The following is a 25247-nucleotide window of genomic DNA, read 5'->3' on the forward strand; positions in this document are numbered from 1 at the left end:
TCTTTCAAAGTAAAAAAGCTGCCATCTGCCCGGAGATATGGTATCTGCACAAAAAAAAGTGCTTTGGTGCAAGCAGATAATTTTTTTACCCGACGGATATTTACAAACAAATAATTAAATGCTATATTAATTATAGTTAATAAATATTATATATCTAAGGAGAAATCATAATGTCAAACGTACTGTTCGTTAAAGCAAATAACCGTCCGGCAGATCAAGCAGTGAGTGTACAACTTTACAACGCCTTCCTGGCAAGCTACAAGGAAACTCATCCTCAAGATGAAATTACAGAACTTGATTTGTTCGCTGAACAGCTTCCTTACTATGACAACACACTGATTACAGGGATCTACAAAGCCGCTCAAGGATATGAAGCTACTCCAGAAGAAGCTGCAGGCGCTGCTACTGTGAAGAAATATGTGGATCAGTTCCTGGCCGCAGACAAAGTAGTCTTTGCCTTCCCGCTGTGGAACATGACAGTTCCGGCTGTACTGCATACTTACATCGATTACTTGAGCCAAGCGGGTGTTACCTTTAAATACACCGCTGAAGGTCCGGTTGGACTGATAACAGACAAAAAAGCAGTGATTCTGAATGCCAGAGGCGGCGTTTATTCCGAAGGTCCTGCTGCCAGTGCAGAAATGGCTGTTAATTTTGTGGCAGGCATGTTGAACTTCTGGGGCTTCAAAGAAACTACCCAGGTTATTATCGAAGGACACAACCAGAATCCGCAGCAATCTGCAGAAATTATCGCTAAGGGCCTGGAATTGGCTAAAACTGCCGCTGCATCGTTCTAAATTGCCAGGAGCGCTAAAAGTCCGGTTCTTATTTAGTCATCCGCACTTTTTACAGACATCTCCTTTTTACATCAGCCGGACTTTTATTTATATATAGTTTGGCAGATTGCTTCTTCAAGAAGCTCCGCCGGACAAAAGATAAGGGACCCCCTGCAGCTATTATGGGCTGCAGGGGGTCCCTTTCTACTTCCCTCAATATTCGTCCAGTTCATGCCGCCAGTTTGAGTTTCGGGTACGCGGACCCGCAGACTTTGTAACAGCAGCAGCAGTTTTCCGCTTTTGCTTCACTTCTTTGCTGCTCTGATACTTCAGTTCCCGCTGGGTTTTCCGGTAATTCAAGAGCCGTTTCTCCTCCAGCTCACCGCTGGCTATAGCCTCAAGTACTGCGCAGCCATCTTCATGTTCATGCCTGCAATCCCCGAAACGGCATTCGGCTGCCAGCCTGGTGATGTCGCCGAAAGCAAGGTCGAGTCCCCCTTCATCCTCCCATAACTGCAGCTCGCGCATTCCCGGAGTGTCCACTATGATGCCGCCATCCGGCAGAACAAACAGTTCCCGGTGGGTTGTCGTATGACGTCCCCGGCTGTCATCCTCTCTTACATCCTGGGTAAGCTGAAGACGTTGGCCGCTGAGCCAGTTGACCATCGTCGATTTGCCGCAGCCCGAGGAACCGGTAAGGGCCACGGTCTGACCTTCGCCGATATAGGGCAGCAGGTCTTCCCGCCCGTCGCCCAAAAGCGCGCTAACTGCATGGATGGCTACACCGGGTGCCACGCGCTCCATCTCGGCGATTTTACGTTCTGCATCCGGGCTCAAGTCGGATTTGGTTAACAAGATTACCGGATTCGCCCCGCTGTTCCAGGCCATGATCAGGTATCGCTCCATCCGCCGGACATTGAAATCATCATTTAGGGCACTGACCAGAAATAAAGTATCCACATTGGAGGCAACGATCTGCTCCTCCAGTGTATTTCCTGCAACCTTTCGTGAAATCACGCTGTGCCGGGGCAGGACACCGTGAATGACGGCATGCTCCCCGCCATCCTGCATCGCCAGAACCACCCAGTCCCCGACGGCCGGGTATGCCCCGGAGTCTGTCAGTGAATGTCTGAGTTTGCCGGCCAGTTCACCCCATGTCTCCCCATTCTCCGCCATGACCCGGTACTTGCTGCCAAAGTCGCCCACGATTCTTCCCGGAACATACCCCTTCCCTTCATTCCCAATAATCCTTTCATTCCACTTGCTTTGCCAATTCATATTCCAGCCATATTGTTCTATTGTCATTATTGCCTCCTGAATTTTTAACTTTTTTTGGTAATTTCTGCATTACAACCTGTCTGCTTCTGATTCTGATTCTGAACCTGCTTCACGTTTTCCCGGAACACAAAAAGCCGCCGGAATCCCTCATTCCGGCGGCATCTCCTGCAGAACCAGTCTTCTGCCACAGGCAAAAGACAAGCTTGCAAAAGCATTGAACGAAAAGTACGGCCCCTTCCCGCATAGCGGGACAGGCCGGTATTTTCCGTATGTGCACAGGTACAGCTATACCTTACTGCCTCATGCACATGCAAAAAAGCCGCCGGAACCGATACGGTTCCCGGCGGCTCTAAAAGGCATCATAGAGCTGGCCCGCTAAGCTGCAATTCTTACACTGCAGCCGCTGTTCCCGGAAGACACGTATCACAAGCAGTATTCAACGATAACGAAATAACCGTATAAACTGACATATAACATCGTCTCCTTCCGAACTAATATGGTGTAATGATAAACGGAGCTGCATTATTTTGTCAACCCGCAAGTCTCATCCCGGCTATAAAATAGACTTCAGCTCATCAAGCTCATGAATGGTTTTCCACGGGTGTGCATCCAGCTTATCATCCCACGGATGGTTGCGCTTCAGCCAAATCGTCTCCATCCCTGCACTGGCTGCACCCCAGATATCATTCACCGGATGATCTCCGATGAACAATGTTTCCTCTGCTGTTGTCCCCATACGCTCAAGGGCAAGGCGGTAGATCTCCGGATCCGGCTTGCTGATCCCGGCCTCCCCGGAGATGATGATGGCCTTGAAGTAACCCCGGAGCTTAAGCAGGTCGATTTTGCCATCCTGGATATCCTTCTGGCCGTTCGTGACCAGCCCGAGCGTGTAGCCGCGCTCCCGGCAATATTCCAGCATCTCTACGGCATGCTTCATAAGCGCTCCATGGGTGATATATGTTCTGTCATAATAAGCCCGAATATCCGCAGCAGCCATTTTCTTCTTCCAGGGCAACACATCGCTGAGTTCGGCAAAAAAACCATCCTTATTCCGGTATCCGTCCGCATCTCTGACGATGATATCTTCCACGGTGCGCTCCGCCTCTTCCGGGTCCATATGCCCGAGGAAATCCTGTACGAACTTCCTGCTGAAGCTGCGGAAAGTATGGTCGCGGTCCATTAATGTATTATCCAGATCAAACAGTAAAGCTTGTACTTTTTCCATTCCAAGTTCCCCTTATCCCTTGATTTCGTTCCGTAACCAGTCAGAAATCCATTGTACTATGGGGGAACGCGCAAAGAAAAGACCATTCCGCAAAAGAGGTCTCCCCCTCCAGCTGAACAGTCTGCTAATTTGTAAATCATTGCTCAAAATGCTCCGGCCGATGCGTAAGCATCATCTCTTCCTCGGTAATATACAATGGAAAAGGCGGCGTTTCCTTCAAATATCGTTCCGTGGCCAGCAGCCGGTAGTGAACCTCGGGCAGCCAGGCATCCTCAACAAGCGGAAGCTTGCCGGTATCGCTGATGTAGTTATCGACAGCCGATTGAACCAGGTCGAGATAATAGGGCACTAGCTTGTCAGACTCCTCAAAAATCTCAAAGGTTTCGCGTGACATATAGAACTTTTGCTCAGGTACTCCGCCTAAGTAGCGTTTGAGCCGGCTTAAGTCAATACTTTTATCCTCCATCATCAGGGCCGTGCGGTTGATAGGTGCGGGCATATCTTCTTCAAATTGCCTTACAGCCTGTTTGATCTGCGGCAAGGTAACAGTGGGGGGGACAGTGGGCATATTCTTTTTGGCGCGCTTGAATATCATACTGAAAGTCTCCTTTCGAAGTATATGTCAGATAACGCTTACAATTCCATTTTATTCGTTATTCAGACATTTAATCAGCTTGCCAGCCTTTTGTCACAAAAAATACCCAAATTTTAGATCATTATTTGACATTTTCCCAATGTGTCCACAACTCCGGCGGATTCAGCTCATAGTGATCATTCTCGCGGTACATAAATTGATGCATAATGAACTCACGGCGAATGGTCGCATAATCCTCGTGAAACGGCTTGATGAAATCGTTGATTTCTTTTTCCGTATAGACCACACCCGGTTCCAGCTTCTCGGCCAAATATTGCAACGCAATTAGCTTCTTCTTGTATTGTGAGGGAATCTGCCGCAAACGGCCGTCTTTGGCGAAGAAATTGCGCAGCACTGATTCCTTCAGACTCTCATCCGGAGACACCTTCTCCAAGTCCTCCACTCCTCTGGCAAAAATAAATTTCAGTGAAGCCTCTGATCCGGCCTGGATAAACTCGGGGTTCAGCGCAAAATAAACCGTGTTCTTCTCCCTCCGCTCTTTGATGAGCGCAGCTTCCCGCAGCTTGGCGGCATGATGGGTAACGGTAGGCTGCGACAAATTCAGCTTCTCGGCCAGGGCCTGCCCGTGAACTTCCCCCTTCGACAGCAGCAGCAGAATCCGCATACGCGTAGGGTCGGACAAGGCTTTGTGGTAATTGACAATTTTCTCAAGCTGCAACAGGGTCACTCTCCTATAAATACAGGCAGATTTATAAAATCATTAATTTAGATATATATCTAATTATATACCATCCAATGATCCGGAGCAAGCAAATTCACCGGAATTGCCGGGAACCATGGCGAAAATTTAATATTTAGGGTACGCTTTATAGTAAACGCAATTTATTCTCCGGGAGGTTCACCGTTTTATGAAAGATGTCATCATTATCGGGGCAGGCCCTTGCGGACTATCCGCCGCCATTGAATGCCAGCGCCGCGGGTTGTCCAGCCTGATCATCGAAAAAAATTTTATTGTCCATTCCATTTACCTCTATCCGACCAATATGCAGTTTTTCAGCACCACCGCACTGCTGGAAATCGGGGATGTGCCCTTCACTTCACCGAATGACAAGCCTTTCCGCCATGAAGCACTGGTCTACTACCGCCGAGCTGCGAAGCAGCATGGGCTGGACATTGCCGCTTACGAGGAGGCCCTCTCTGTGAATCCGCTGGAAGATGGGACCTTTGCTGTACATACCCGCAATAAACGCGGGGAAACTTATACCCGCACAGCTGCCAGCGTAATTATTTCCACGGGCTATTTCGATCAGCCGAACCTGATTGGCATTCCGGGAGAAGAGCTTCCCAAGGTCACCCATTATTTTGGGGAAGCCCATCCGTACACAGGAATGAAGGTTACCGTCATCGGGGGCAGCAATTCCGCTGTCGATGCGGCACTGGAGCTGCTCAGGGTTGGTGCCGAAGTGGATATGGTATACCGGGGAGCCAGTATTTCGGAGAACATCAAGCCTTGGGTGCGCCCGATCTTCGAGAGTATGGTGGAGAAGGACAAGATTGTTCTGCATCTGGAGTCACGGGTAACTGAAATCACACCGGGCTCGGTGCATATCGCCGGGCGGAACGGCGGGGTTAAAGAGCTGGACAACGATTTTGTGCTGGCCTTAACGGGATTCAGACCGAGCCGATCGCTGCTGTCCTCAGCCGGAGTAAGCATGGACGAGACCCAGGAAAAGCCGGCCTTCAATCCCGCCACCATGGAGAGCAATGTGCCCGGACTGTATATCGCTGGCGTCATTGCCTCCGGACGCAACGCCAATGAGGTATTTATCGAAACCGGACGCGGGCACGGCAAGCTGATCGCAGACCACATTATTTCCAAACGTCTGGCCGACTAGCATCCAGGGTCTCATAAACTCCGTGTCCGGTCCATAATATAAGCATTGTGTGTATCTTAGAAAAGGAGTGTACCGCCTCCATGGATATTACCTCTTTACTGCTGCTAGGTTTTGCCGCACTCGGCATCATCAGCAAAAATTCACCGATCACGATAGCGATGGTCGTACTGCTGCTGCTGCGTGTGCTTGGACTTCAACAGACATTTCCCTGGCTGGAAAAGTACGGCCTGACAGCCGGGATCATTATCCTGACAATCGGCGTAATGACACCTCTGGCCAGCGGGAAAATTTCACTGGACACCATCTGGCACTCCTTCCTGCACTGGAAGTCGCTCGCAGCCATCGGCATCGGCATGCTGGTCGCCTATCTCGGGGGCCGGGGCGCTCTGCTGATGGGCAGTCAGCCCACCGTTGTCGCCGGGCTGCTGATCGGCACCGTACTGGGTGTCGCTTTCTTCAAGGGGGTTCCGGTCGGACCGCTGATTGCCGCCGGGCTTCTGTCTCTGCTGATCGGCAGAGGATAGAGCTTGTAGCTGCTGACTATAAAAGGCTGCCCGGACGCTTCCAAAAAGCGCCAGGCAGCCTTTAATCTTTTACAAAATATTATGATTATCCCTCGATGCTGTACTGCTTCTCCATTTCCGAACGGTAATGGGGATCGTACCGGATTTGCCTCCGCGGAGTGCAGTCAAGCGGCTCTCTGTTGCTGCCCTGATCACCCGGATGCTTAGGGTTATGCCATTGCCGTTCCTTGACTTTTCTGACGATTTCATGATCCATAACGGGCGGCTCCGCCTCTTCTTCGTCTAAGATCATCAGCGGCACAGCAAATGAACGGGTCCATTCCTCGCCACTCCCCCCGATGCATGACACAGTAAAGATAAGCTCTGTCAGTCCGGGGCTAACCGGCTGCAGCGTATAAATCTCGAGCAATAGTTCGCTTGGCGCATTTGCGGACTCCAGGAACATCTGACCGTCTGCTCCAACGGGGCATGCTCCCGCATCTCCATTCCAAAAAACCCCTTCAGGAAGCTGCATCCCGGCTGCGGCACGCTTCACGCCGGCAAGCGGCGGGAGCTTGACCCAAAGATGATTGATTCCTTCTTCGTGCTCTAGATAGGACTTGGCGAAGCGGAACTCCACCTGGAATGATTCTCTAATCATAGCTCCTTCTCTCCTCTCAGCAGACAGGTGACCGCCTCAATCATCTCTGACCTCTGTTCCGGCGTGATCTGCGGGCTTACCGTGAGCATCACATCGTCATTTATAACCAGTGTCTCATGCTGCAGGATGTGCTGCGGCTGGTAGAACCTGAGCCGTGCGCCAAGGCTGGCAATTTCCTCACGGGAGAGTGCTGCCAGCTTCACTTGTATATCCGCCAGGCTTTCGCCGCTTTTGGATAAGGTCAGGATAGCCCGCAAACATTCCAAATGCCTGTCGGTATATACCCTTTTATTCCCCACTAGCTCCAGAGGCGGCAGCATGCCTATCTGCGTATAATACCGGACGGTTCGCAAATTCATGTCTGCATCCTCCTGCTGGAGGATATCAGCCAGTTGCTTGCCAGTATACACTTTCATCAGGTTCATCTCCTGTTAGGGTTTGATTTTCCGCCACAAGTTACATATAAGTGTGTTGGTTACAGTATACTGTAACCAACACTAAAATGCAATATCCTTGCAGGGAAGATCAGATTGGAACAGAAAAAACAATCAGTGGTGATACGGGCAGGGGAACGTTATTAGGCAGATCAGTTTTTCCGCAAAAACTGATCTTCTGATGCTTCTAAGTGATTTACTTTTTTGGAATCCAGCCGCTGCACATTGAACAGCCGGGCGTAACTGCCGTCCAGAGCCATAAGCTTCTCATGGGTTCCCCGCTCGGTTATCTCACCGTGCTCCAGCACGACGATCTGGTCAGCATGGGTAATTGTCGACAGCCTGTGGGCCACAATCAATGTGGTACGCTCCGAAGCCAGAGATTGCAAGGCCTGCTGAATCAAGTGCTCCGATTCCAGATCGAGCGCCGAGGTGGCTTCGTCAAGAATCAGCACCTTGGGGTCCTTCAGGAAGACCCGGGCGATGGCGACACGCTGCTTCTGTCCTCCCGACAGCTTCACTCCCCGTTCACCGACCTCAGTGTCATACCCTTCCGGCAGCTGCATGATGAAATCATGGGCATTCGCCGCCTGAGCAGCTGCGATAATCTCCGGTTCCCCCGCTTCTGGATTGCCGAACAGAATATTGTCCCGCACCGAGCCGCTGAACAGGAAATTGTCCTGCAGCACCATGCCCACGGCCCGCCGCAGGCTCTCCTGCGTCAGTGTTCTGACATCCTGACCGTCCATACGCAGGCTGCCTTCAGTAATGTCATAGAACCGCGGTATGAGGCTGATCAGGGAAGACTTCCCTCCCCCGCTCATTCCGACAAAAGCCACTGTCTGTCCCGGCTCAATGCTGAGCTCGATATTTTTGAGTACCCAATCATTCTCATCATTGTATTTGAACCACACCTTCTGGAACTCTATAGCTCCAGCCGGTGCCGCCAGCGGTTTGGCTCCCGGCTCATCGATGATATCATACGGCTCGTCCAGGAGCTCCATCACCCGTTCCAGCGAGGCGGAAGCCTGGGTCAGCACCGTCGAGGAATTAATCAGCCGCCGGAGCGGTGCATACATCCGGTCCAGGTAGCCGAAAAAGGCCACAAAGGTTCCCAGCGACAGGTTTCCGTGAATGACCTGATACCCCCCGTACCCGATCACCAAGAGCGGTGCAATGTCCGTCAGGGTATTGATGATGGCGAACGTAAAAGCGTTCCAGCGCGTCTGGGCCATCGCTTTTTCCAGAAATCTGCCGTTGATATCCTTGAACTGCTTCTTGTCCACCCGCTCCATCGTGAAACTGCGGATGATCGCAATTCCCTGTATCCGCTCATGCAAATACCCTTGGATCGCCGCCAGGGCCTGGGAACGGTCTTTGGTCAGCAGTTTGAGCCGCTTATAAAGAGTATTCACCGCAATGCCGTACAGCGGCAGAATAGCAATGGACACAAGGGCCAGCACAGGATTCAGATAGAACATAAAGGCCAGGGCGAACACCAACGTGAACATATCCAGCCAGACGTTCATCATCCCGACTTCCACGAGATTTTTGCTCTGTTCGACGTCATTGATAAATCTGGAGATCGCTTCACCGACCTTGGTATTCTGATAATAGCGGAGAGAGAGCCGCTGCAGATGTCCATACAGCCTGTTCCGCATGTCAAACAATACTCTGCTGGTAATCAGTTGGGCAAAATACTGGCGGTAATACTCCACCGGCCCCCTGATAATCACGAACAGCACAAGGGAGCCCCCGAGCACCGTCATCAGCTTCGACACCCGCTCCGGAGCGGTAAGCGCCGGATTGTTCAGCAGGTCATCTACCACATACTTCAGGATGAGCGGCAGAGTCAGCGGTATGCTGAACTTGATCATGCCAATGAACAGAGTAAGCACAATCCATTTCATATAAGGCCGTACAAAAGTATAATAAGATTTCCATTGCTTCACAGAATGTAACGTCCTTTCTCTTTACCGTGTTGATTGGGTACTGTTGACATTTGCGCTCCACAGTGTTTTTATATTTTTAAGTCCATAGGTACGCGTGCAACTCTTCAAAAGTGTGTTGTACATCACCATACTGCCGGTAAAAAACGCCGCTGTCGATTCACAATGTACAGTTAGCAGGCGTACTAGTACGATTGCAGTACCCGAACTTCAGGAGGATAACGATGTCCAGACAATTTGTGACCGAAGCCGTCATGATGGCAATTTACGGCCAGCTTCTCGTTCCGCGGAGCCCCGTAGAATATATAGTGCCTTACACTACCGTGATGGAATTATACGAACTGCGGGACAGCGATGAGCCTCTGATGAGCCATGCAGAAGATGACCAGCATGTGAAGCTCAAAATCCGTGAACTCATAGCGTACTTCGAGGAGCCGCTGAATTCCAAGAAAATTAACCGCTGCCTGAACATCCCCTGGGCCAAAAGCTCAGGCATTCTGCTGGGCAGCCACGCACAGATCACCATTATCAACGGTGTTGATAACGCAACGTATGGCGAAGCTTTCGATCCCATCGAAACGGAGCTGCTGCTGACCTCCCAGCGGGAGAAGGTGCCGATTCTAACCGATCAGTTCGAGCTGATCCAGCGCATCATTGAAGGCGGGGTCCCTGTTCAGGTGTATGATATTGATGATTTTGACTTCGCGATGGAGGAAGAAACCTTCCGCAGCTCGCACTAATGCTTCTGCAGTTCAGCATGCGGGAGCGCCATACAAAAAGCCCTGCCTTGTGGCAAGGGCTTTTTTGTCAATATAAGAATTTATATGCGTTACGCAATCAATGTTCCTTATATTTCCCGCTGAAACCGGTACCTGAAAGCGATACTCTGTATCGCTGCTTCGGAAGCATAGGCTCCTTAAAAGGACGGCCCAGCCTTTTCTGCTTCCATGTAAGAAAACAGCTTATTCCTGTAGAACCCCGGCTGCCGCCTCAGGCTCATAGACATATTCAATATCATCTTCAGCTTCCGAATACACAATGGACAGGCTATAACCCTCCATATACCAAAGATCCTGCTCCTCCATATAAAAAACAATTCCCGCCTGCTCCCTCTGTACAGCAGGGCGGCCAGGAGGCTCATTCGCAATCCCCAGCGAAAAGCCCGAATGCAGTCCGCCTCCCGAGCTGTAGCGGGGAAATAAACGGATATATGCCCCGTCCTGCAGCGAAAGTTCCCGCTTGAACCAGGCGGCGGCCTCATTGCTGATTAACATCTTCATCTTTTTAAGCACCTCCCGTATGGTTTAATCATACTGAAATTATGGCAATATTCCAAATAATTTAAGCAGAACTCGTTCTACGGCTGATTCGCTATCTATCCAAAATTACATTTGACAATTCTTTAGGCCGGGTGATAAACTCGGAACATAACGAAGCGTCTTCAAGTTATTACCAAAATTAATGAAAGGGGTGAGCGCGGTGTTTAACCTTGTACCTGTATTTTTCACAACCATTGTCGGCAGTAATACACAACCGAATACCGAAGCAGCCCCGGCAGTGGAAACCTCCTGAGACTCTAGCGTATTACGCGTAGCGCTTGAACTCGGGTTAGGCAACTCTCCTCCATGTCTCTGTGCTGCAATACAGCACCGTGGACATGATAGCTGATGTTAATGACAGGCATATCATCCGTTACCGGATGGTATGCCTTTTTGCATGCTGGTATTAATTAACACTTTCATTAATCTGAACAGGCAAGAATGTTTACAAACAAGCCGACAATCATTTCAACCCGAAAGGAAGGGATTTCCCTTGTTCTCCGTTCTCCGCAATCTCGGCTGGTTTTTCCGCCGCGAAAAGAAACGCTATGCTATTGGACTTATTTTATTGATTGTTGCAGGGGTTCTGGAGCTTCTGCCTCCCCGTCTGCTGGGCAATGCCATTGATGACATTGTCAGCGGTTCAATAACCGCAGGCTCGCTCATGAAGTATATCGGCATGATTGTGCTCATGCTGCTGATAATCTATTGGATCACCTACATATGGATGCACAAGCTGTTCGGAGGGTCCAACCTGGTAGAGCGTCTGCTGCGCTCCCGCTTCATGAATCATCTGATGACCATGACCCCTTCGTTTTTTGAACGCAACCGGACCGGTGACCTGATGGCCCGCGCCACCAATGATATCCGGGCTGTCTCCGCAACCGTGGGTTTCGGAATGCTTACGCTTGTCGATTCGACGATATTTCTCTCGGTTGTGCTTCTGGCCATGGGCTTCCTGGTCAGCTGGAAGCTGACACTGGCCGCCGTGCTGCCGCTGCCTCTCATCGCAATCGCAATGATCTTCTACGGCAAAGCCATTCATGACCGCTATAGTCTGGCGCAGGATGCCTTCGGTGATATGAACGATCAGGTACTGGAGTCGGTATCCGGGATTCGTGTCATCCGTGCCTATGTGCAGGAACGTCTTGACGAGAAGCGTTTTGGGGAGATTACGGATGATGTGTACCGCAAGAACATGGCCGTTGCCAAGGTCGATTCTTTCTTCGAGCCAACCATCCGGCTGTGTGTAGGGCTTAGCTACGTCATCGCCCTGACTTACGGGATTTATCTGGTTTTCCGCAATCAGATTACGCTGGGCGACCTGGTCTCCTTCAATATGTATCTCGGGATGATCGTCTGGCCGATGTTCGCTATCGGCGAGCTGATCAACATTATGCAGCGCGGCGGAGCTTCGCTGGAGCGGATCGACGAAACGCTGAATTCGAAGCCGGATGTGCAGGATGCGGCCCATCCGGTTCCAGTGGCGCAGCCGACCTCCATCGAGCTGAAAGACGTCACTTTCCGTTATCCGACCTCAACGATAGATAACCTTACCGGGGTCAGCTTCACGCTCACCCAGGGCCAGACTCTCGGCGTGGTCGGCCGCACCGGCAGCGGTAAATCCACACTGCTTAAGCAGCTCCTGCACGAATATCCGACCGGACGAGGCGAAATCCTGATCTCGGATGTTCCGATTGACAAGATTGCACTTGACCAGCTTCACAGCTGGATGGGCTATGTGCCGCAGGAACAGATCCTGTTCTCCAAATCGGTGCGCGAAAATATCCAGTTCGGCCACCATGGCGCCAGCGATGAACGGATTATGGATGCAATCACAGCTGCGGCATTCCAGAACGATCTCGGCACCTTGTCCGACGGTTTGGATACCCTGGTGGGTGAACGCGGCGTTTCCCTTTCCGGGGGCCAGAAACAGCGTGTCTCCATCTCAAGAGCATTCATTGCCAATCCCGATATTCTGATTCTGGATGATGCACTTTCCGCTGTTGACGCACGGACCGAAGCCAGGATTATCGAGAATATCCGTGAGGAACGGGCAGGCAAAACCACATTAATCTCTACCCACCGCCTTTCCGCTATCGAGCATGCCGACCAGATTGTCGTGCTGGATAACGGTAAGATTATCGAACGCGGCACCCATCAGGAGCTGCTGGACATGAACGGCTGGTACCGCGAACAGTTCGACCGCCAGCAGGTGGAGAACAACCTGACCAACGAATAATCATATCCATTAAACTTAACCATCTCCGTGTAACTTATGCCCAGCGATGCCAGTTCAGCATGAAGCGGCGCAGATGTTATGCATACAACACATTCAGGAGGTGTCACCGTTGACACAGAGTACAGGCAAACGCCTGCTGCAGTATGCTTTAACTGCCAAAAAGACGTTTATCGCAGCCCTTTTGCTGCTTACCATCGGAGTGGCGGCCGAGCTTGCAGGCCCTTTTATCGCCAAGAGCATGATCGACAACCACATGCTGGCCATCGAAAAACCATACTTCCAGACCTCCTCTCCCGAGGAGGCAGCTGAGTATAAGAATGCCTATTACAAACGCGGTGACCGCTTCGCAGCGGATGAAGCCAAAGGCCAGGAAATCCGCCTGCTTCAGGCAGGAAAAAGCTTTTATTTCATCAATATGCCGGTTGCCCAGCCCGATGGGGAGCGGACCTTCCGCGATGGACAGCTGCATATCCAGCGTGGAGACACCGAAGCCGTCTACCCGGCGGTGAAGCTGTCGGCGGATGAGCTGTTTTCCTTCTACAAACCGGAGCTTCCCGGAATCTATGAGCTTGTAGGCTTGTACGCTCTATTCCTGGTCATCTCGATCTTTGCCGAGTTCGGCAAAACCTATTGGCTGCAATCCTCGGCCAATCAGGTCATCCGCAAGCTGCGGACCGATGTGTACGCGCATATCCAGCGGCTGCCGGTATACTTTTTTGACAATTTACCTGCGGGCAAGGTGGTGTCCCGGGTAACGAATGATACGGAAGCGGTAAAAGATCTGTTCATCGCCGTATTGTCCAACTTCAGCACAGGGATTATCAATATTATCGGCGTATATGCCGCACTGTTCCTGCTGGATATCCGGCTCGGCCTGGTCAGTTTGTTCATCGTGCCGATTGTGATTCTCTGGATCGTGCTCTACCGCAAAATAGCCACCAAATACAACACGATTATCCGCTCACGTCTCAGTGAGATCAATGCGATTATCAATGAATCGATTCAGGGGATGTCAATCATCCGTATTTTCCGCCGCCAAAAGCAGAGTACGGAAGAGTTCGAGAAACTCAACGATGATTATTTGAAATATCAGAACAAAATGCTGAATTTGAACGCCTTCACATCCCACAACCTGGTGAACTCGCTGCGCAGCCTTTCTTTTGTGCTGGTGCTGTGGTATTTCGGTTTCGGCAGTCTGGACGGTTCCACCTTTGTATCACTGGGTGTGCTGTATGCGTTCGTCGATGTGCTGGGACGGATGTTCCAGCCGATTACGGGGATGGTCAACCAGCTCGCCAACCTCGACAGTTCTATGGTTTCAGCAGGCCGGGTGTTTACGCTGATGGATGAACCGGGCGAACCGGTTACTGATGGAACCATGCCGCGTTACAAGGGAAATGTGGTATTCAAGGATGTCTCTTTTGCTTATAAAAAAGACTTCGTCCTGAAGAACATCTCCTTCGAAGCACGCCCCGGCGAGACCGTTGCCCTCGTCGGCCATACCGGCTCCGGCAAAAGCTCGATCATCAACCTGCTGTTCCGCTTCTACGATCCGCAGCGCGGAACCATTACGATTGACGGCCAGGAGGTCAAAGGCATACCGAAGCAGTGGCTGCGCAGCCACATGGGCATCGTATTGCAGGACCCTTACCTCTTCACTGGCACCATCGCTTCCAATGTAAGCCTGGGAGACGGGCGGATCTCCCGCGAACGTGTGGAGCGGGCGCTGCAGGAGGTTGGCGCCGATAAGCTGCTGGCCCATCTCCCCCATGGCTTTGATGAGCCCGTTGTGGAAAAAGGCAGCACGCTGTCAGCTGGTCAGCGCCAATTGATTTCCTTTGCCAGAGCGTTGTCCTTTGATCCGGCGATTCTGATATTGGATGAAGCCACCTCCAATATCGACACTGAAACGGAGAGCCTGATTCAGGAAGCGCTGGAGGTGCTCAAGAAAGGCCGCACCACCTTCATCATCGCCCATCGGCTCTCCACCATCCGCAGCGCAGACCAGATTCTGGTGCTGCACCATGGAGAGATTGTGGAACGCGGCAGCCATGATGAGCTGATGGCCCTCGGCGGAAGATACTTCCGCATGTATCAGCTGCAGCTGGGGGCAGGAGCAGCCGGCGGACCCGAGCTGCCGGCTCCTGCGGCGGTTCAGCTGTCCGGTGCACCCCTGCGGCCATCGGTCAAGCAGGTATAACGCAGCGGCTGTTATCCCGCCAAAACGGGAAACACGAAGGGTTAACAGCAACTACACTCCCCCTGATGCAGGAATTAGCATCAGGGGTTTTTTACTTGCTTGTACAGAGAACATTTGTTCCGTATAATAGGAATAAATCAAAAGAACGGGGTGGAATTCGTGATCACTTATTCGCTCAGCAAGCGGCAAGCCCGGCTTTTCCTGCTTCAGCATCAGCGGCTCATATCCAGAGGCCTGTCCCCTGGTAAGGCTGCCGTTTACGACTACGTCCGCCATGTGGGCTGCATACAATATGATCCGCTCAGCATTGCCGGGCATAATCATGAGCTAGTGCTGCAGGCGCGGATTCCCGGCTTCGTCCCGGAACTGGCCTCGGAGCTGCTCTACAAGGACAGGCTGCTGATCGATGGCTGGGACAAGAATATGTCGATCTACTGCACGGAAGACTGGCCGTACTTTCAGCGGCGCAGAGCGATGGCGGCAGAACGTTATCAAGGGAATGAGGCGCTTGGAGCCATGGTGTCGCATGTCCGGGAAGAACTGACCCGGCGGGGTCCCCTCTCTTCACTGGATCTGGAGAGCAGAGACAAGATCGATTGGGCCTGGGCTCCGGCGCGCCTATCGCGTGCAGCCATGGAGAGTATGTATTATTGGGGCGAACTCACTGTACATCATAGGGTCCATACACGCCGCTATTATGATTTCAGTGCGAAGCTGCTGCCTGAGCATCTGCTTGACGCCGAGGACCCTAATATGACACCTGAACAGCACTACGACTGGTATGTGCTGCGGAGAATCGGCAGCATCGGCCTGCAGTGGAACAAATCCGGAGACGGATGGCTTGGTATCGCAGGTCTGAAGAGCAAGGAGCGGACAGCCGCGATTGAGCGTCTCCTGCTAAGCGGCTTACTCCGGGAGGTCCGTGTTGAAGGGGTAAAGCTCCCGCTCTATATGCGCACAGCGGATGCCCCCGGATTGGAAGAGATTCTGCTGCGCAGAGATACCGCAGATGCAGCCGGAGCTGAAGCCGGTGCCGATTTCGCCGCCGCACTGGCTCCGCTCGACAATCTGCTCTGGGACAGGGAGCTGATCCGGCAATTATTCGGATTCACCTACCGCTGGGAGGTGTACAAACCGGTTGCTGAACGGGAGTACGGCTATTATGTGCTGCCGCTGCTCTTCGGAGACCGTTTCATTGCACGGTTTGAACCAGTAATGGATAAGAAGAACGGGGTACTGAATATTCTGCGCTGGTGGTGGGAGCCGGACACGGACTTAAGCGCGGAGATGATCCCCGCGCTCACAGCAGCTCTTGGTTCGCTCGCGAAGTGTACGCGGGCATCGTCGGTCCGGTTCGCTCCCGGAGTGGCAGAGCGCAATGGGCTTCAGGAACTGGAAGCCCGTCTAATATAAAGGGAGGTGCAGTTCAAATTAGAGTTTCCTCTTCAATTCCAAGCTTGTTGTACAGCTCGGTGCAGTAACCCTGGAGCTTAATCTCTAGCCTGCGGGCTTTATTCTTGAACCGCTTCAGTTCACGGATCATTTGTGCTCTGCCGGCCGGCGTGAAGGTTTCCTGAATCCGTTCCTTGAAATAGTCATGTACAATATGATTACGCTGCTTCCATACGGCCTGCAGCTGGTTGGTTTCCTCTTCCGAAAAAGGAAAGTGATGCTGGATTTCTTTGATGAGCTGGCCGAGTGAATTGCTCAGCTTACGCTGATACAGTTCCGCAAGATCCGCTTCTGTTGGCGTTTCCCCCTGAGACAGCTTTGTAAGCAGCAGCAGGTTGGTCAACTGCTGCTCCAATGCCTGGCAGTAATAGACGGCTAGGCCGAAATAAGCAAATAGCTCTTTGGATTGTTCACTCTCCGGTACTTGTGTATCCTTCATCGTTCCTCCCATTCCTCCTTCTATCTATGAATTCGTGTCCTCACAAGCTTTTGCGGTCGTCCATCCGGCTGGAGCGGTATAAATAAAATCCGATTAACAGCATTATATAGACCAGTGCATGCAGGAAGGCCCCCATTACCCGCATCAAGGGCAAGCTATCGGCATTCATCAGGACATCCATCACCGGAGCTGCCGGAGGAAGCAGGAGATGTACAAATGGGCCTGGGATGAGTGCGCTCATCTTGCCCGCACCAATGGAGATGATAAGAACCGTAAGTAAAAGACCGGCAGCATAGCTGGTTTTGGGTACCCAGGCAGCCTGAAGGTACAGAGAGACAGCCATACCTAACAGACCCAGCAGGAAATGGCCGGCGAAGGCGAGTGTCATTCTGTATAGACCTGCCGGTTCATCAAAATGTCCGGTAAGCACCGGATAGGTTACAATCAGCAGGTCAAGCAGCAATATAAACAGACCCAGGGTAAGCAATGTACCGAGGTTATATCTCCACTTGCTTCTTGCCTGAACTATCGATACCTGGCGCTGTACCGGATGCTCGTGATTCAGAAAGCTTAACCCCATCCAGGCAGAGCCGGCAAAAAGGATAATGGCTGTGGCTGCATAGCTGTTCATTACAGGATTAGGGGTATAGGAATAGAGGATCAATACCGCAATAATTGTACCGGCAACAGGCCCGAAGTACCGCTGGGAAGCCGTATAGCTGCGAAGCAAATAGACCATAAGCGCTCTCATTCCGCAGCTCCCCCTTTGGCCGGCTTGGGGTCCATCCATTGCTCCAGGCCGCCTGTACTCAAACCGCCACATGGCTCTACAGACACTACTGATCCTCCTGCCTTCAGCACCCGGAGAAGATAGCCGTCTGCCGCTCCAGCCTCTATAGTCACTCTTAGATTGTCCCCGGAAGCACCATCCGGTTCCTTATGTATCGAAATAATCCCGGACATCCCCAAAATGTCCTCTTTACATTGCTCTGAAATGTTATTACAAACTATGTAAGCAGCGGGTGCAACCCGCATATTTTCTTCGCCATGGATAATCTTGACGGTTCTGCCAGCCTGCAGCACATGTACGTTGTCTGCCAGTGCTTCTACTGTCTCTGGCTCATGTATGGAGAACACCAGTGCTGTCCCCCTGCGTTTCAACTCCTGCAGCAGCCCAATCACTGTATGCTGCGCGGGAAGATCCAGACCTGACATCGGCTCGTCCAGCAGCAGCAGCTGCGGCTGTGTAAGCAGACTTTGAATCAAATTCACTTTTTGCAGCATTCCTTTGGAGAATCCGGCCATACTCTGCCTGCGGAACTCTTCCAGATGAAAGACACCCAGCAATTCTGTCACTCTGGCTTCTGCTGCAGCAGATGTAAGACCCGCGAGTTTGCCCATACAGAGCAAATATTGCTCTGCCGGCAATTTCAGCCCCGGAAAAGCTTCAGGGGCATATCCTATAATTAATCTGCGCTCATACCGTACCAATGTGCCCGACGAAATCTTCGTCAATCCGGCAAGTATGGACAGCAGTGTGCTTTTGCCGGAACCGTTCCTTCCGATCAGAGCCGTAGCCGTTCCGGATTCCACGAGCAAGGACACTTCACTCAGCACAGGACGGCGGCCATAAAACTTCGTGGCACGGGTAAGCTCAATAAGTGGCGAAGCATTGCCCTCATCGCGCCTCTGTGTACTGAAACCTGCAAGGGTCATTCCGTTATCATCCCCTTAACGTTCTTCCTACACTTAATTCGCCGGGGCTGCACCAATTTCCTTTTAAGATAAACAGATTGATTACTATGAAACCAAATAAAGCAAAAAACCAGATGCCCGCAGTATAAACTGCCGGAACCTCTGGTTTTGGGATCATGCTCTTTTTCAATATATAAAAATGGATCGGTAACAAACTAAGCGTACACTTCTACCGTATCGCTGATCAAACGGCAGGCTTTCGCAGCAGCACGGCAGGCGTTAATGCATTCCTGGCAATGTGTGTGTATATGTTTACTGCTCTCATCGGCACAGCGTTCGCAGATTTCTGCGCACAGGCGGAGAATTTCTGCAACGAACGGACTTTGACGGGTCATGGCCTGCACAGCGAAGGAGCAGATATCCGCACATTCCCGGTCCAGTCTGATGCTTTCTCGAAGCGACGCAAGATCATATTGTTTCAGGCTTGAGACGTAGCTATAGTTACAGGCGTTCATAGTTTGGATACAAGCATCGATGCACTCCTGATATTGAATTCGGGTCATAGCCTTTAACCTCCTGCAATTTTTATAGGGTATGCCTATGTATTAACCTGCAAGAAAAGGAACGAACCATTCTCCCCGGGAGGGGAGCACGGCTACAAACTTCTTTTTACAACAGCCGGCCTGGCCAGAATACGCTTCTCCAGCTGGAGAAGCCGGGTCCGCAATTCTAGGGAAGAAAAGTGTTCACCGATGAATACCGCCACATCCGGCACTTCCCCCTGAGGAGTGATTTTCATAAAATCCGCCTCTCTGTAGGCATATTGGAAGAGAAAGCGGCTGGAGGTATCGCTGAACGTGACAATCCCCTTCGCGCGGTACACATCCCTTGGCAGCTCCTTCACAAACTGCTCAAATTCCTCACTGTTCACAGGGCGTTTGAAGTAGTGGGTATAGGCCATTACATGGTCATGGGAACCATGCACCGCAGCCCCAGTCTCACCTGCTTCACCGGCATATTCAGCCTGACCCTCTGCAGCCTGCACCTCATCTTCTTCCTGGAAGCGGGCTTCGGCATGGATGCCCCCCATCCCATCAAGCAGCGCTTCCGGCTCCAAATCACAGCGCACCGCAGGCAGGATTTCCGCATAGGCATTCCACTTGCGCAGGATTGCGGTGATCTCCTCCGCTTCCTGTGGGGTTACGCGGTCGGTTTTGTTCAGGATCAGCACCGATGCGCAGCGGATCTGCTCCTGCATCAGCCGGTAGGTCGATCCTTGCTGGGACCGGTACAGCTCAATAAGATGTGCGGCATCCACGACCGTGATCAGACCTTTCAGCTCCACCAGCTGATACAAAGAGATTTCAGTAACCGCATCGACAATCTCCAGCGGGTTAGCGGCCCCGGTAGCTTCAATGACCACAACATCGGGTGACTCTTTTTTAATCAGTGTAGCCAGCTCTGTGCTGAGATCGCCGCGGATCGAGCAGCAGATGCAGCCCCCGAGCATTTCGGCCATCGGCACCGACTGTTCGACCAGCAGTCCGTCCAGGTTCACCTCTCCCAGCTCGTTCATGACGACCGCCGGCTTTAGCCCCTGGGCTTTCCAGTGATCCAAAAGGCGCTGCAGCAAGGTGGTTTTGCCGCTTCCAAGAAATCCCGACAATATATAAACCGGCATAGCCTGTTCCATGTTTCATCTCTCCCTGCACAAAATTCCGTTATGGTAGCGAGTGTACTACAAGTACCTTTGCGGTGCAAGGCACCGGACAAGTAGAAACGGCTACACCGTCGTAAAAAGGACGGGACCCGTTTCAGCGGGAAATAGAAGGATATTTATAGCGCGAAGGCTATAAATTATATTTTGAGATACGAAGTTGGCCTTCCCTCTGCTTCCCCGGCTTGTCTTTGCGCCAGCCATCCCCTATCATGAGAAATACATTGATGCAAAAAGGAGTTGGTCCGCTTGTCATCCGTAGATGAACACCGGCACGAAGCGCCCCAGAGTGTGGCCTGTTATGTGATTACGGTTTCGGACACCCGTACACCGGAAACCGACACAGGGGGCGCGCTGATCCGAACCATGCTTGAAGAAGCCGGATATGTGGTTGCCGGCAGTACAATTGTCAAGGACGACTATGAAGATATCCGCGAGCTGGTCTATAAAAGCTCTGTCCATTCCGGCATCGAGGCCGTGCTATTGACAGGCGGAACGGGGATATCACCCCGGGATACCACTTATGAGGCGGTGGCCTCTCTATTGGACAAAACACTTCCCGGCTTCGGAGAAATCTTCCGGCTGCTCAGCTTCACCGAGGATATCGGCTCCGCTGCGATTCTTAGCCGGGCGATTGCCGGCACCATCGGCAGCACGGCAGTTTTCTCCATGCCCGGCTCCACCGGCGCGGTCAAGCTTGCTATGGAGCGGCTGATTATTCCTGAGCTGAGGCATGTTATGCGGGAGATCTACAAAGGCACATAATCGTTACCTCAGATTTGAAGGCCAATCCCTGGCCACAATTAGAAACCCCAAACTAAGGCGAAAGAACCAGGCGTGCTCAGAGAGCTGCACTTGGTTTTTTCGCCTTTTTTGGCTAGAGTTAGAGATTTAGTTGACATCCTGGTCTGTTCTACTTATACTATTGAACACTTTTCGCGAAAGTGGTTTTTGATTAACTAAATGGTTAATCGGAAAGGAAAGAGATGAGCTCACTCCAACAATTGCAACGAAACGTCAAAACTGTCGTCAGTCCCTTTCATGAGCTGCTGTGCAGCCTGCATGTTCTATACCAGCCGGAGCATCATCCGAAACGCCTGCAATGGGCCAGGGATATAAAACGCAAAATGCCCTCTGCCCTGCTGGAAGGCATATACACCCTGGGACGATTATCGGATCAATGGATGGCATTAATGCTTCCCGGCCGCAGCGGTGCACCGCTGCAGGCAACTGATGGAATTAACCTGCTTAAAGACTTGCCCGATGCTGAATTCATTCATCTGCTGCTGAACAACAAAGTTACTCTGGGCACTATTCTGGAATGGCAGCAAGGAAGCGGGAGGGCAAACCCCATTGGAGATGACAGGCCAGATGAAGCCGGCAAATATCTGCTTCAGCATACGGCTTCTATCCGCAAGCAGCTGATTAAAACCCTGGAGACGTATGAACAGAATTACTTCTGCAAGGAATGGGACTATGTGATGCCCTGGATCAACACGGCTGCTGCCCAATTTCAAGAGTCCTTCTCCCGTTCTGCGGAAAAAGCGCTGAATACCCTTCATCCCCGTCTTCATGCCGCAGAAGGGAGGATTACGGCGCAGAAGGCGGTGACGTACTATTTTGCCTATGAAGATTTGCAGAATGTGTATGTGCTTCCTTCCACCTTCATCTTCCCGCACCTGCTGATCGATTGGACAGCAGACAGCCTGGTGCTGCCGCTCGCCGTGGATATTCCCGGATTGCCCTGCAGCGAAGCCCCGCCGGAGGATCTGCTTCGCCAGTTCAAAGCCCTTGGCGATGCCACACGGCTGCGGATTCTCAAGCTGCTCTGGCAGGGCCCGCATTGCACAAAGCAGCTCTCCCCCATTCTGGGAATCTCGGAGGCCGCCGTATCCAAACAGTTGAAGCTGCTCAGTGAAGCAGGACTGGCAGGAGCCGAACGCAAGGGGAACTATTTGTTTTACACCAGCCATAAAGAGGCCTTCGACAGCTTGATTGTTCTGCAGAGGCAGTACCTTGAACAATAAGACCCATCACCATAAAGGAGTTGTCCGCCCGTGTGGCAAACCGTTTTTGCAACAGCAGCCAGGAACCAGAGAGCAAATCTCAGAGCCTTTCCCTGGGCTTTTACCCTGGGTCATATGATTGAAGGCGGGTATCTGGTCCTCGTCTCCTACTTCTCCTATGTCTATCTCATTCAGGGGGATCTGGATAACAGATTCGCACTCTATGCCGGAAGCGGCAATTATCTGGCTTATGCCATCATTGGCGGAGCACTGAATGTATTCTCCGTCAGCATGATGATGAATGTGTCTAGAGCACTTATTACTGAATGGCGGGAAGGCACGCTGGAAGCGCTGCTGCTCTCCCCCTCCAGCCGGAACGGCTATTTTCTGGGCACGGCCCTTCAGCAGTTTTACCGCAGCGGTATGGTGCTGCTTGCTGTACTCGTATTTGGAATTTTAGCGGGAATGCGTCTCTCTGCACCACATCTGCTTTCGGCGGTAATAGGCGGGTTGCTTTTTATACTCTCCTGTTATGCCATGGCTCTGGTGCTGGGGAGCATCATGCTGTATTCACGGGATACCTATATCGTTCAAAATACATTGTTTGCGGTGACCACGCTGCTGTGCGGCTTTCAGTTCCCGAGACAATATTTGCCCGGATTTCTGCAGACAGCCGGCGAGGTGTTCCCGCTGACCTCTTCCCTCCAGCTTCTGCGGAGAACCCTCCTTACTGGTGAAGCGATCCCGCTGCGTGACACATTGCCGGCACTTCTGCTTAGTGTGGTTTATATAGCGGCGGGGATGTGGAGCACGCGTCTGGTGGAGCGTGGACTATTTGAGAATCACCAAGCATGAAAGGAATGAGGAAGCATGATCCAAATGAATGAAGTCACCAAAATATACGAAACCAAAAACAGGCTCGGACTTTTCCGTGCGGAGACCCGGACCGTGACCGCTGTCCAATCCCTGACAATGAGCATCGGCAAAGGTGAGATTGTAGGTCTGCTGGGCCTGAACGGCGCAGGCAAAACCACAACCATCCGCATGCTGTCCACTCTGCTTGACCCCACCTCAGGGAGCATTGAGATCGACGGAATGCCCATGGCAGACAACCGCCGCTCAGTGCAGCAAAAAGTCAACATGATTGCCGGAGGCGAACGCATGCTGTACTGGAGGCTCACCGGCCGGGAAAATCTGCACTATTTCGGCCGGCTCTACGGGCTGAATACTGCGAAGATCCGCAGCCTGAGCGACTTGCTGCTGGCCGAAGTGGGACTCACGGCAGCGGCAGACCAGCCTGTGGAGCAATATTCCAAAGGGATGAAGCAGCGTCTGCAGATTGCCCGCGGTCTGATCAATGATCCGGAGTATTTATTTTTGGATGAACCTACACTTGGTCTGGATGCGCCGATTGCCAGACAGCTTCGCGGCACTGTGCGCAGCCTCGCCAAAGAGCATGGCAAAGGCATCCTGCTGACCAGCCATTATCTTCAGGAGGTCGAAGAGCTGTGTGACCGGGTCTACGTACTGAACCGCGGCAGGCTGCTGCTATGTGACAAGCCTGACGCGATCGTCAGGCAGGTTGCAGGCCTGCAGACCGCCCATCTGCAGGTTAGCGGCTGGAATGAGGCATTGCGGCCGCTGCTTCAGGAGCACCTTGATAAGCTGGGGCATCCCGCAGAGCTGATCGGCGGAGTGAAGGATATTGACGGAATTGCCGGCAGCCAGGACGGCGATTCCTACCGAATCTCCGTACGGTCCACTTCTGCCGACATGCTGATTACCGAGCTTCTCCCCTGGACGGCGCAATACGGACTTCGGATTAACAGCTTCGCTTGCGACAAGCCTAATCTGGAGGACGCGATTATCCTGCTCTCAGAAGGAAGGGTATCATGAATACGGACTTATGGCCCACCACTTTAGCCGAGCTCTCCAAACAGCGCCGTAACCGTTCCAGAGGCAAGTTTGTTTTCTTTTCACTGCTGCTGTGGCCGGCACTCGGCTTCCTGACCTCCTACTTCACGATGAAGCCATACCGCAGCGGGGCAGGATCTGTGCTCTCCCGGATCATCCCGGATGAGCGGATTCCCTTATTTTTACTGAGCGGTTATCTGGTTTTTCAGCTGTTCTGGACAGTAGTTGAGGCTGCCTGGTTGTTCGAGCAGGAACGCAAAGGCGGCACTGTGGAAGCTGTCTTTCTTACACCTGCACCCAAAATGGCTTTTCTGTACGGACGTTCCCTATATTCCCTGTTTCACGGGATCTGGATGTTTGCGGTCTTTTCGCTGCTGACCTTCCTGTTCGTCTCCGATGCTTCTACCGTGAATTGGATCGCCCTGATTCCTGCCCTGCTGCTGATTATGGCGGCGGCAGTCATCTGGGGCGCACTGCTGTGCGCAGTCTCGCTGTTCTCCCGGGAGTCTTCGTTTCTATACTACATATTCCAGACACCGATGGAGCTGTTCGGCGGGGTTCGCATACCTCCTGCCGTATTCCCGGTCTGGGCGACCGGGCTGTCCGCGCTGTTTCCGGTCACCTACAGCCTGATTCTGGTGCGCGGAGCCTTGTACGGCCATATTGGTGCTGGCTGGTGGCGGGCATTGCTTATTTTGCTGGCAGGCAGTATCTTGCTTGTCTTCTGCACACGTTATGTGCTCTACCGTGCTGAAAAACACGCCCGAAAGAAAGGGAATTGGACTTTATTCTAAAAAAGGCCGGATCAGCCCGCTTCCTGCGGATGCTGATACCGGCCTTCGGTTACCCCGTCAGCTAAATGAACAAAAATGCACCTTAGAAAGGCGCAAAACTCAATCCCTGCATTGGTTCAGGTTTTGTGATCAATTGGGTGATCCAAGTCAGGG

General features: G+C 52.1%; 25 protein-coding genes. 12 read left to right on the forward strand and 13 right to left on the reverse strand.

Features of this window, described 5'->3' with window-relative positions; genetic code table 11:
- The first annotated feature begins 170 nt into the window (after nucleotides 1-170).
- On the forward strand, nucleotides 171-797 hold the full coding sequence (locus PGRAT_RS16860) for an FMN-dependent NADH-azoreductase (RefSeq protein WP_025704560.1): 627 nt from the start codon (nucleotides 171-173) through the stop codon (nucleotides 795-797).
- A gap of 192 nt (nucleotides 798-989) precedes the next feature.
- Here the strand turns inward: PGRAT_RS16860 and rsgA are convergent, their stop codons facing one another.
- From rsgA to PGRAT_RS16880, 4 genes are all read right to left on the reverse strand, one after another.
- Nucleotides 990-2081, reverse strand: coding sequence for a ribosome small subunit-dependent GTPase A (gene rsgA, locus PGRAT_RS16865; protein WP_025704559.1), 1092 nt, complete (start codon nucleotides 2079-2081; stop codon nucleotides 990-992).
- Nucleotides 2082-2607: 526 nt separating this feature from the next.
- A complete protein-coding gene (locus PGRAT_RS16870; protein ID WP_025704558.1) occupies nucleotides 2608-3279 on the reverse strand; it encodes an HAD family hydrolase in 672 nt (223 codons plus the stop codon).
- Between the two features lie 136 nt (nucleotides 3280-3415).
- The gene (locus PGRAT_RS16875) at nucleotides 3416-3874 is read right to left on the reverse strand and encodes a DUF3939 domain-containing protein (RefSeq protein ID WP_025704557.1); all 459 of its coding nucleotides are present in this window, start codon (nucleotides 3872-3874) and stop codon (nucleotides 3416-3418) included.
- A gap of 121 nt (nucleotides 3875-3995) precedes the next feature.
- Nucleotides 3996-4592: a DUF2087 domain-containing protein gene (locus tag PGRAT_RS16880; protein ID WP_025704556.1), complete on the reverse strand. Its 597-nt coding sequence runs from the start codon at nucleotides 4590-4592 to the stop codon at nucleotides 3996-3998.
- A gap of 190 nt (nucleotides 4593-4782) precedes the next feature.
- Between PGRAT_RS16880 and PGRAT_RS16885 the strand changes: the two genes are divergently transcribed.
- Together PGRAT_RS16885 and PGRAT_RS16890 are read left to right on the forward strand one after the other, a co-directional pair.
- Nucleotides 4783-5769: a YpdA family putative bacillithiol disulfide reductase gene (locus PGRAT_RS16885; RefSeq protein ID WP_025704555.1), complete on the forward strand. Its 987-nt coding sequence runs from the start codon at nucleotides 4783-4785 to the stop codon at nucleotides 5767-5769.
- 80 nt (nucleotides 5770-5849) lie between these two features.
- Nucleotides 5850-6293 (forward strand): DUF441 domain-containing protein, encoded by a 444-nt coding sequence (locus PGRAT_RS16890; RefSeq protein WP_025704554.1) that lies wholly within the window; start codon nucleotides 5850-5852, stop codon nucleotides 6291-6293.
- 85 nt (nucleotides 6294-6378) lie between these two features.
- Here the strand turns inward: PGRAT_RS16890 and PGRAT_RS16895 are convergent, their stop codons facing one another.
- The 3 genes from PGRAT_RS16895 to PGRAT_RS16905 all read right to left on the reverse strand — a co-directional run bounded on the left by PGRAT_RS16895 (nucleotide 6379) and on the right by PGRAT_RS16905 (nucleotide 9319).
- On the reverse strand, nucleotides 6379-6933 hold the full coding sequence (locus PGRAT_RS16895; protein ID WP_025704553.1) for a hypothetical protein: 555 nt from the start codon (nucleotides 6931-6933) through the stop codon (nucleotides 6379-6381).
- Complete coding sequence (locus PGRAT_RS16900) at nucleotides 6930-7349, reverse strand: MerR family transcriptional regulator (RefSeq protein WP_025704552.1); 420 nt, start codon at nucleotides 7347-7349, stop codon at nucleotides 6930-6932. The genes PGRAT_RS16895 and PGRAT_RS16900 overlap by 4 nt, the downstream gene beginning before the upstream one ends.
- Before the next feature lie 170 nt (nucleotides 7350-7519).
- Entirely contained in the window at nucleotides 7520-9319 is a 1800-nt protein-coding gene (locus PGRAT_RS16905; protein WP_025704551.1) for an ABC transporter ATP-binding protein, read from the reverse strand.
- Nucleotides 9320-9540: 221 nt separating this feature from the next.
- On the opposite strand from PGRAT_RS16905, the gene PGRAT_RS16910 reads away from it, so the two are divergent.
- Entirely contained in the window at nucleotides 9541-10056 is a 516-nt protein-coding gene (locus PGRAT_RS16910; RefSeq protein WP_025704550.1) for a hypothetical protein, read from the forward strand.
- Between the two features lie 222 nt (nucleotides 10057-10278).
- On the opposite strand, the gene PGRAT_RS16915 is transcribed toward PGRAT_RS16910, so the two are convergent.
- A complete protein-coding gene (locus tag PGRAT_RS16915; RefSeq protein ID WP_025704549.1) occupies nucleotides 10279-10596 on the reverse strand; it encodes a HesB/YadR/YfhF family protein in 318 nt (105 codons plus the stop codon).
- A 532-nt stretch (nucleotides 10597-11128) separates the two neighbouring features.
- On the opposite strand from PGRAT_RS16915, the gene PGRAT_RS16920 reads away from it, so the two are divergent.
- From PGRAT_RS16920 to PGRAT_RS16930, 3 genes are all read left to right on the forward strand, one after another.
- Nucleotides 11129-12877, forward strand: a complete 1749-nt coding sequence (locus PGRAT_RS16920; RefSeq protein ID WP_025704548.1) for an ABC transporter ATP-binding protein — start codon at nucleotides 11129-11131, stop codon at nucleotides 12875-12877.
- 109 nt (nucleotides 12878-12986) lie between these two features.
- Entirely contained in the window at nucleotides 12987-15077 is a 2091-nt protein-coding gene (locus PGRAT_RS16925) for an ABC transporter ATP-binding protein (RefSeq protein WP_156124069.1), read from the forward strand.
- Between the two features lie 159 nt (nucleotides 15078-15236).
- Complete coding sequence (locus tag PGRAT_RS16930) at nucleotides 15237-16490, forward strand: winged helix-turn-helix domain-containing protein (RefSeq protein WP_025707808.1); 1254 nt, start codon at nucleotides 15237-15239, stop codon at nucleotides 16488-16490.
- Nucleotides 16491-16503: 13 nt separating this feature from the next.
- Here the strand turns inward: PGRAT_RS16930 and PGRAT_RS16935 are convergent, their stop codons facing one another.
- From PGRAT_RS16935 to PGRAT_RS16955, 5 genes are all read right to left on the reverse strand, one after another.
- Entirely contained in the window at nucleotides 16504-16968 is a 465-nt protein-coding gene (locus PGRAT_RS16935) for a hypothetical protein (RefSeq protein ID WP_025707807.1), read from the reverse strand.
- 40 nt (nucleotides 16969-17008) lie between these two features.
- Nucleotides 17009-17719 carry a hypothetical protein gene (locus PGRAT_RS16940; RefSeq protein ID WP_025707806.1) on the reverse strand — a complete coding sequence of 237 codons (711 nt, stop codon included), beginning with the start codon at nucleotides 17717-17719 and terminating at the stop codon, nucleotides 17009-17011.
- Nucleotides 17716-18684 (reverse strand): ATP-binding cassette domain-containing protein, encoded by a 969-nt coding sequence (locus tag PGRAT_RS16945; protein WP_025707805.1) that lies wholly within the window; start codon nucleotides 18682-18684, stop codon nucleotides 17716-17718. The genes PGRAT_RS16940 and PGRAT_RS16945 overlap by 4 nt, the downstream gene beginning before the upstream one ends.
- Before the next feature lie 194 nt (nucleotides 18685-18878).
- The gene (locus PGRAT_RS16950) at nucleotides 18879-19226 is read right to left on the reverse strand and encodes a four-helix bundle copper-binding protein (protein WP_025707804.1); all 348 of its coding nucleotides are present in this window, start codon (nucleotides 19224-19226) and stop codon (nucleotides 18879-18881) included.
- Nucleotides 19227-19318: 92 nt separating this feature from the next.
- The gene (locus PGRAT_RS16955) at nucleotides 19319-20356 is read right to left on the reverse strand and encodes a CobW family GTP-binding protein (RefSeq protein WP_025707803.1); all 1038 of its coding nucleotides are present in this window, start codon (nucleotides 20354-20356) and stop codon (nucleotides 19319-19321) included.
- A 273-nt stretch (nucleotides 20357-20629) separates the two neighbouring features.
- On the opposite strand from PGRAT_RS16955, the gene PGRAT_RS16960 reads away from it, so the two are divergent.
- From PGRAT_RS16960 to PGRAT_RS16980, 5 genes are all read left to right on the forward strand, one after another.
- Nucleotides 20630-21145, forward strand: a complete 516-nt coding sequence (locus PGRAT_RS16960; protein WP_025707802.1) for a MogA/MoaB family molybdenum cofactor biosynthesis protein — start codon at nucleotides 20630-20632, stop codon at nucleotides 21143-21145.
- A 221-nt stretch (nucleotides 21146-21366) separates the two neighbouring features.
- Nucleotides 21367-22407 carry an ArsR/SmtB family transcription factor gene (locus tag PGRAT_RS31700; protein ID WP_025707801.1) on the forward strand — a complete coding sequence of 347 codons (1041 nt, stop codon included), beginning with the start codon at nucleotides 21367-21369 and terminating at the stop codon, nucleotides 22405-22407.
- 30 nt (nucleotides 22408-22437) lie between these two features.
- On the forward strand, nucleotides 22438-23241 hold the full coding sequence (locus PGRAT_RS16970; protein ID WP_025707800.1) for an ABC transporter permease: 804 nt from the start codon (nucleotides 22438-22440) through the stop codon (nucleotides 23239-23241).
- A gap of 15 nt (nucleotides 23242-23256) precedes the next feature.
- On the forward strand, nucleotides 23257-24282 hold the full coding sequence (locus PGRAT_RS16975) for an ABC transporter ATP-binding protein (protein ID WP_025707799.1): 1026 nt from the start codon (nucleotides 23257-23259) through the stop codon (nucleotides 24280-24282).
- Nucleotides 24279-25094 (forward strand): ABC transporter permease, encoded by an 816-nt coding sequence (locus tag PGRAT_RS16980; protein ID WP_025707798.1) that lies wholly within the window; start codon nucleotides 24279-24281, stop codon nucleotides 25092-25094. The genes PGRAT_RS16975 and PGRAT_RS16980 overlap by 4 nt, the downstream gene beginning before the upstream one ends.
- Nucleotides 25095-25247: the final 153 nt, after the last annotated feature.

It is taken from the genome of Paenibacillus graminis (genome assembly GCF_000758705.1).
Classification (GTDB): Bacteria; Bacillota; Bacilli; order Paenibacillales; family Paenibacillaceae; genus Paenibacillus_AQ; species Paenibacillus_AQ graminis.

Coding starts and splice junctions, on each gene's coding strand:
- PGRAT_RS31700 (WP_025707801.1), top strand. CDS start 21,367: ATGAGCTCACTCCAACAATTGCAACGAAACGTCAAAACTGTCGTCAGT.
- PGRAT_RS16940 (WP_025707806.1), bottom strand. CDS start 17,719: ATGAGAGCGCTTATGGTCTATTTGCTTCGCAGCTATACGGCTTCCCAG.
- PGRAT_RS16910 (WP_025704550.1), top strand. CDS start 9,541: ATGTCCAGACAATTTGTGACCGAAGCCGTCATGATGGCAATTTACGGC.
- rsgA (WP_025704559.1), bottom strand. CDS start 2,081: ATGACAATAGAACAATATGGCTGGAATATGAATTGGCAAAGCAAGTGG.
- PGRAT_RS16950 (WP_025707804.1), bottom strand. CDS start 19,226: ATGACCCGAATTCAATATCAGGAGTGCATCGATGCTTGTATCCAAACT.
- PGRAT_RS16890 (WP_025704554.1), top strand. CDS start 5,850: ATGGATATTACCTCTTTACTGCTGCTAGGTTTTGCCGCACTCGGCATC.
- PGRAT_RS16900 (WP_025704552.1), bottom strand. CDS start 7,349: ATGAAAGTGTATACTGGCAAGCAACTGGCTGATATCCTCCAGCAGGAG.
- PGRAT_RS16875 (WP_025704557.1), bottom strand. CDS start 3,874: ATGATATTCAAGCGCGCCAAAAAGAATATGCCCACTGTCCCCCCCACT.
- PGRAT_RS16870 (WP_025704558.1), bottom strand. CDS start 3,279: ATGGAAAAAGTACAAGCTTTACTGTTTGATCTGGATAATACATTAATG.
- PGRAT_RS16895 (WP_025704553.1), bottom strand. CDS start 6,933: ATGATTAGAGAATCATTCCAGGTGGAGTTCCGCTTCGCCAAGTCCTAT.
- PGRAT_RS16860 (WP_025704560.1), top strand. CDS start 171: ATGTCAAACGTACTGTTCGTTAAAGCAAATAACCGTCCGGCAGATCAA.
- PGRAT_RS16885 (WP_025704555.1), top strand. CDS start 4,783: ATGAAAGATGTCATCATTATCGGGGCAGGCCCTTGCGGACTATCCGCC.
- PGRAT_RS16975 (WP_025707799.1), top strand. CDS start 23,257: ATGATCCAAATGAATGAAGTCACCAAAATATACGAAACCAAAAACAGG.
- PGRAT_RS16945 (WP_025707805.1), bottom strand. CDS start 18,684: ATGACCCTTGCAGGTTTCAGTACACAGAGGCGCGATGAGGGCAATGCT.
- PGRAT_RS16915 (WP_025704549.1), bottom strand. CDS start 10,596: ATGAAGATGTTAATCAGCAATGAGGCCGCCGCCTGGTTCAAGCGGGAA.
- PGRAT_RS16955 (WP_025707803.1), bottom strand. CDS start 20,356: ATGGAACAGGCTATGCCGGTTTATATATTGTCGGGATTTCTTGGAAGC.
- PGRAT_RS16935 (WP_025707807.1), bottom strand. CDS start 16,968: ATGAAGGATACACAAGTACCGGAGAGTGAACAATCCAAAGAGCTATTT.
- PGRAT_RS16980 (WP_025707798.1), top strand. CDS start 24,279: ATGAATACGGACTTATGGCCCACCACTTTAGCCGAGCTCTCCAAACAG.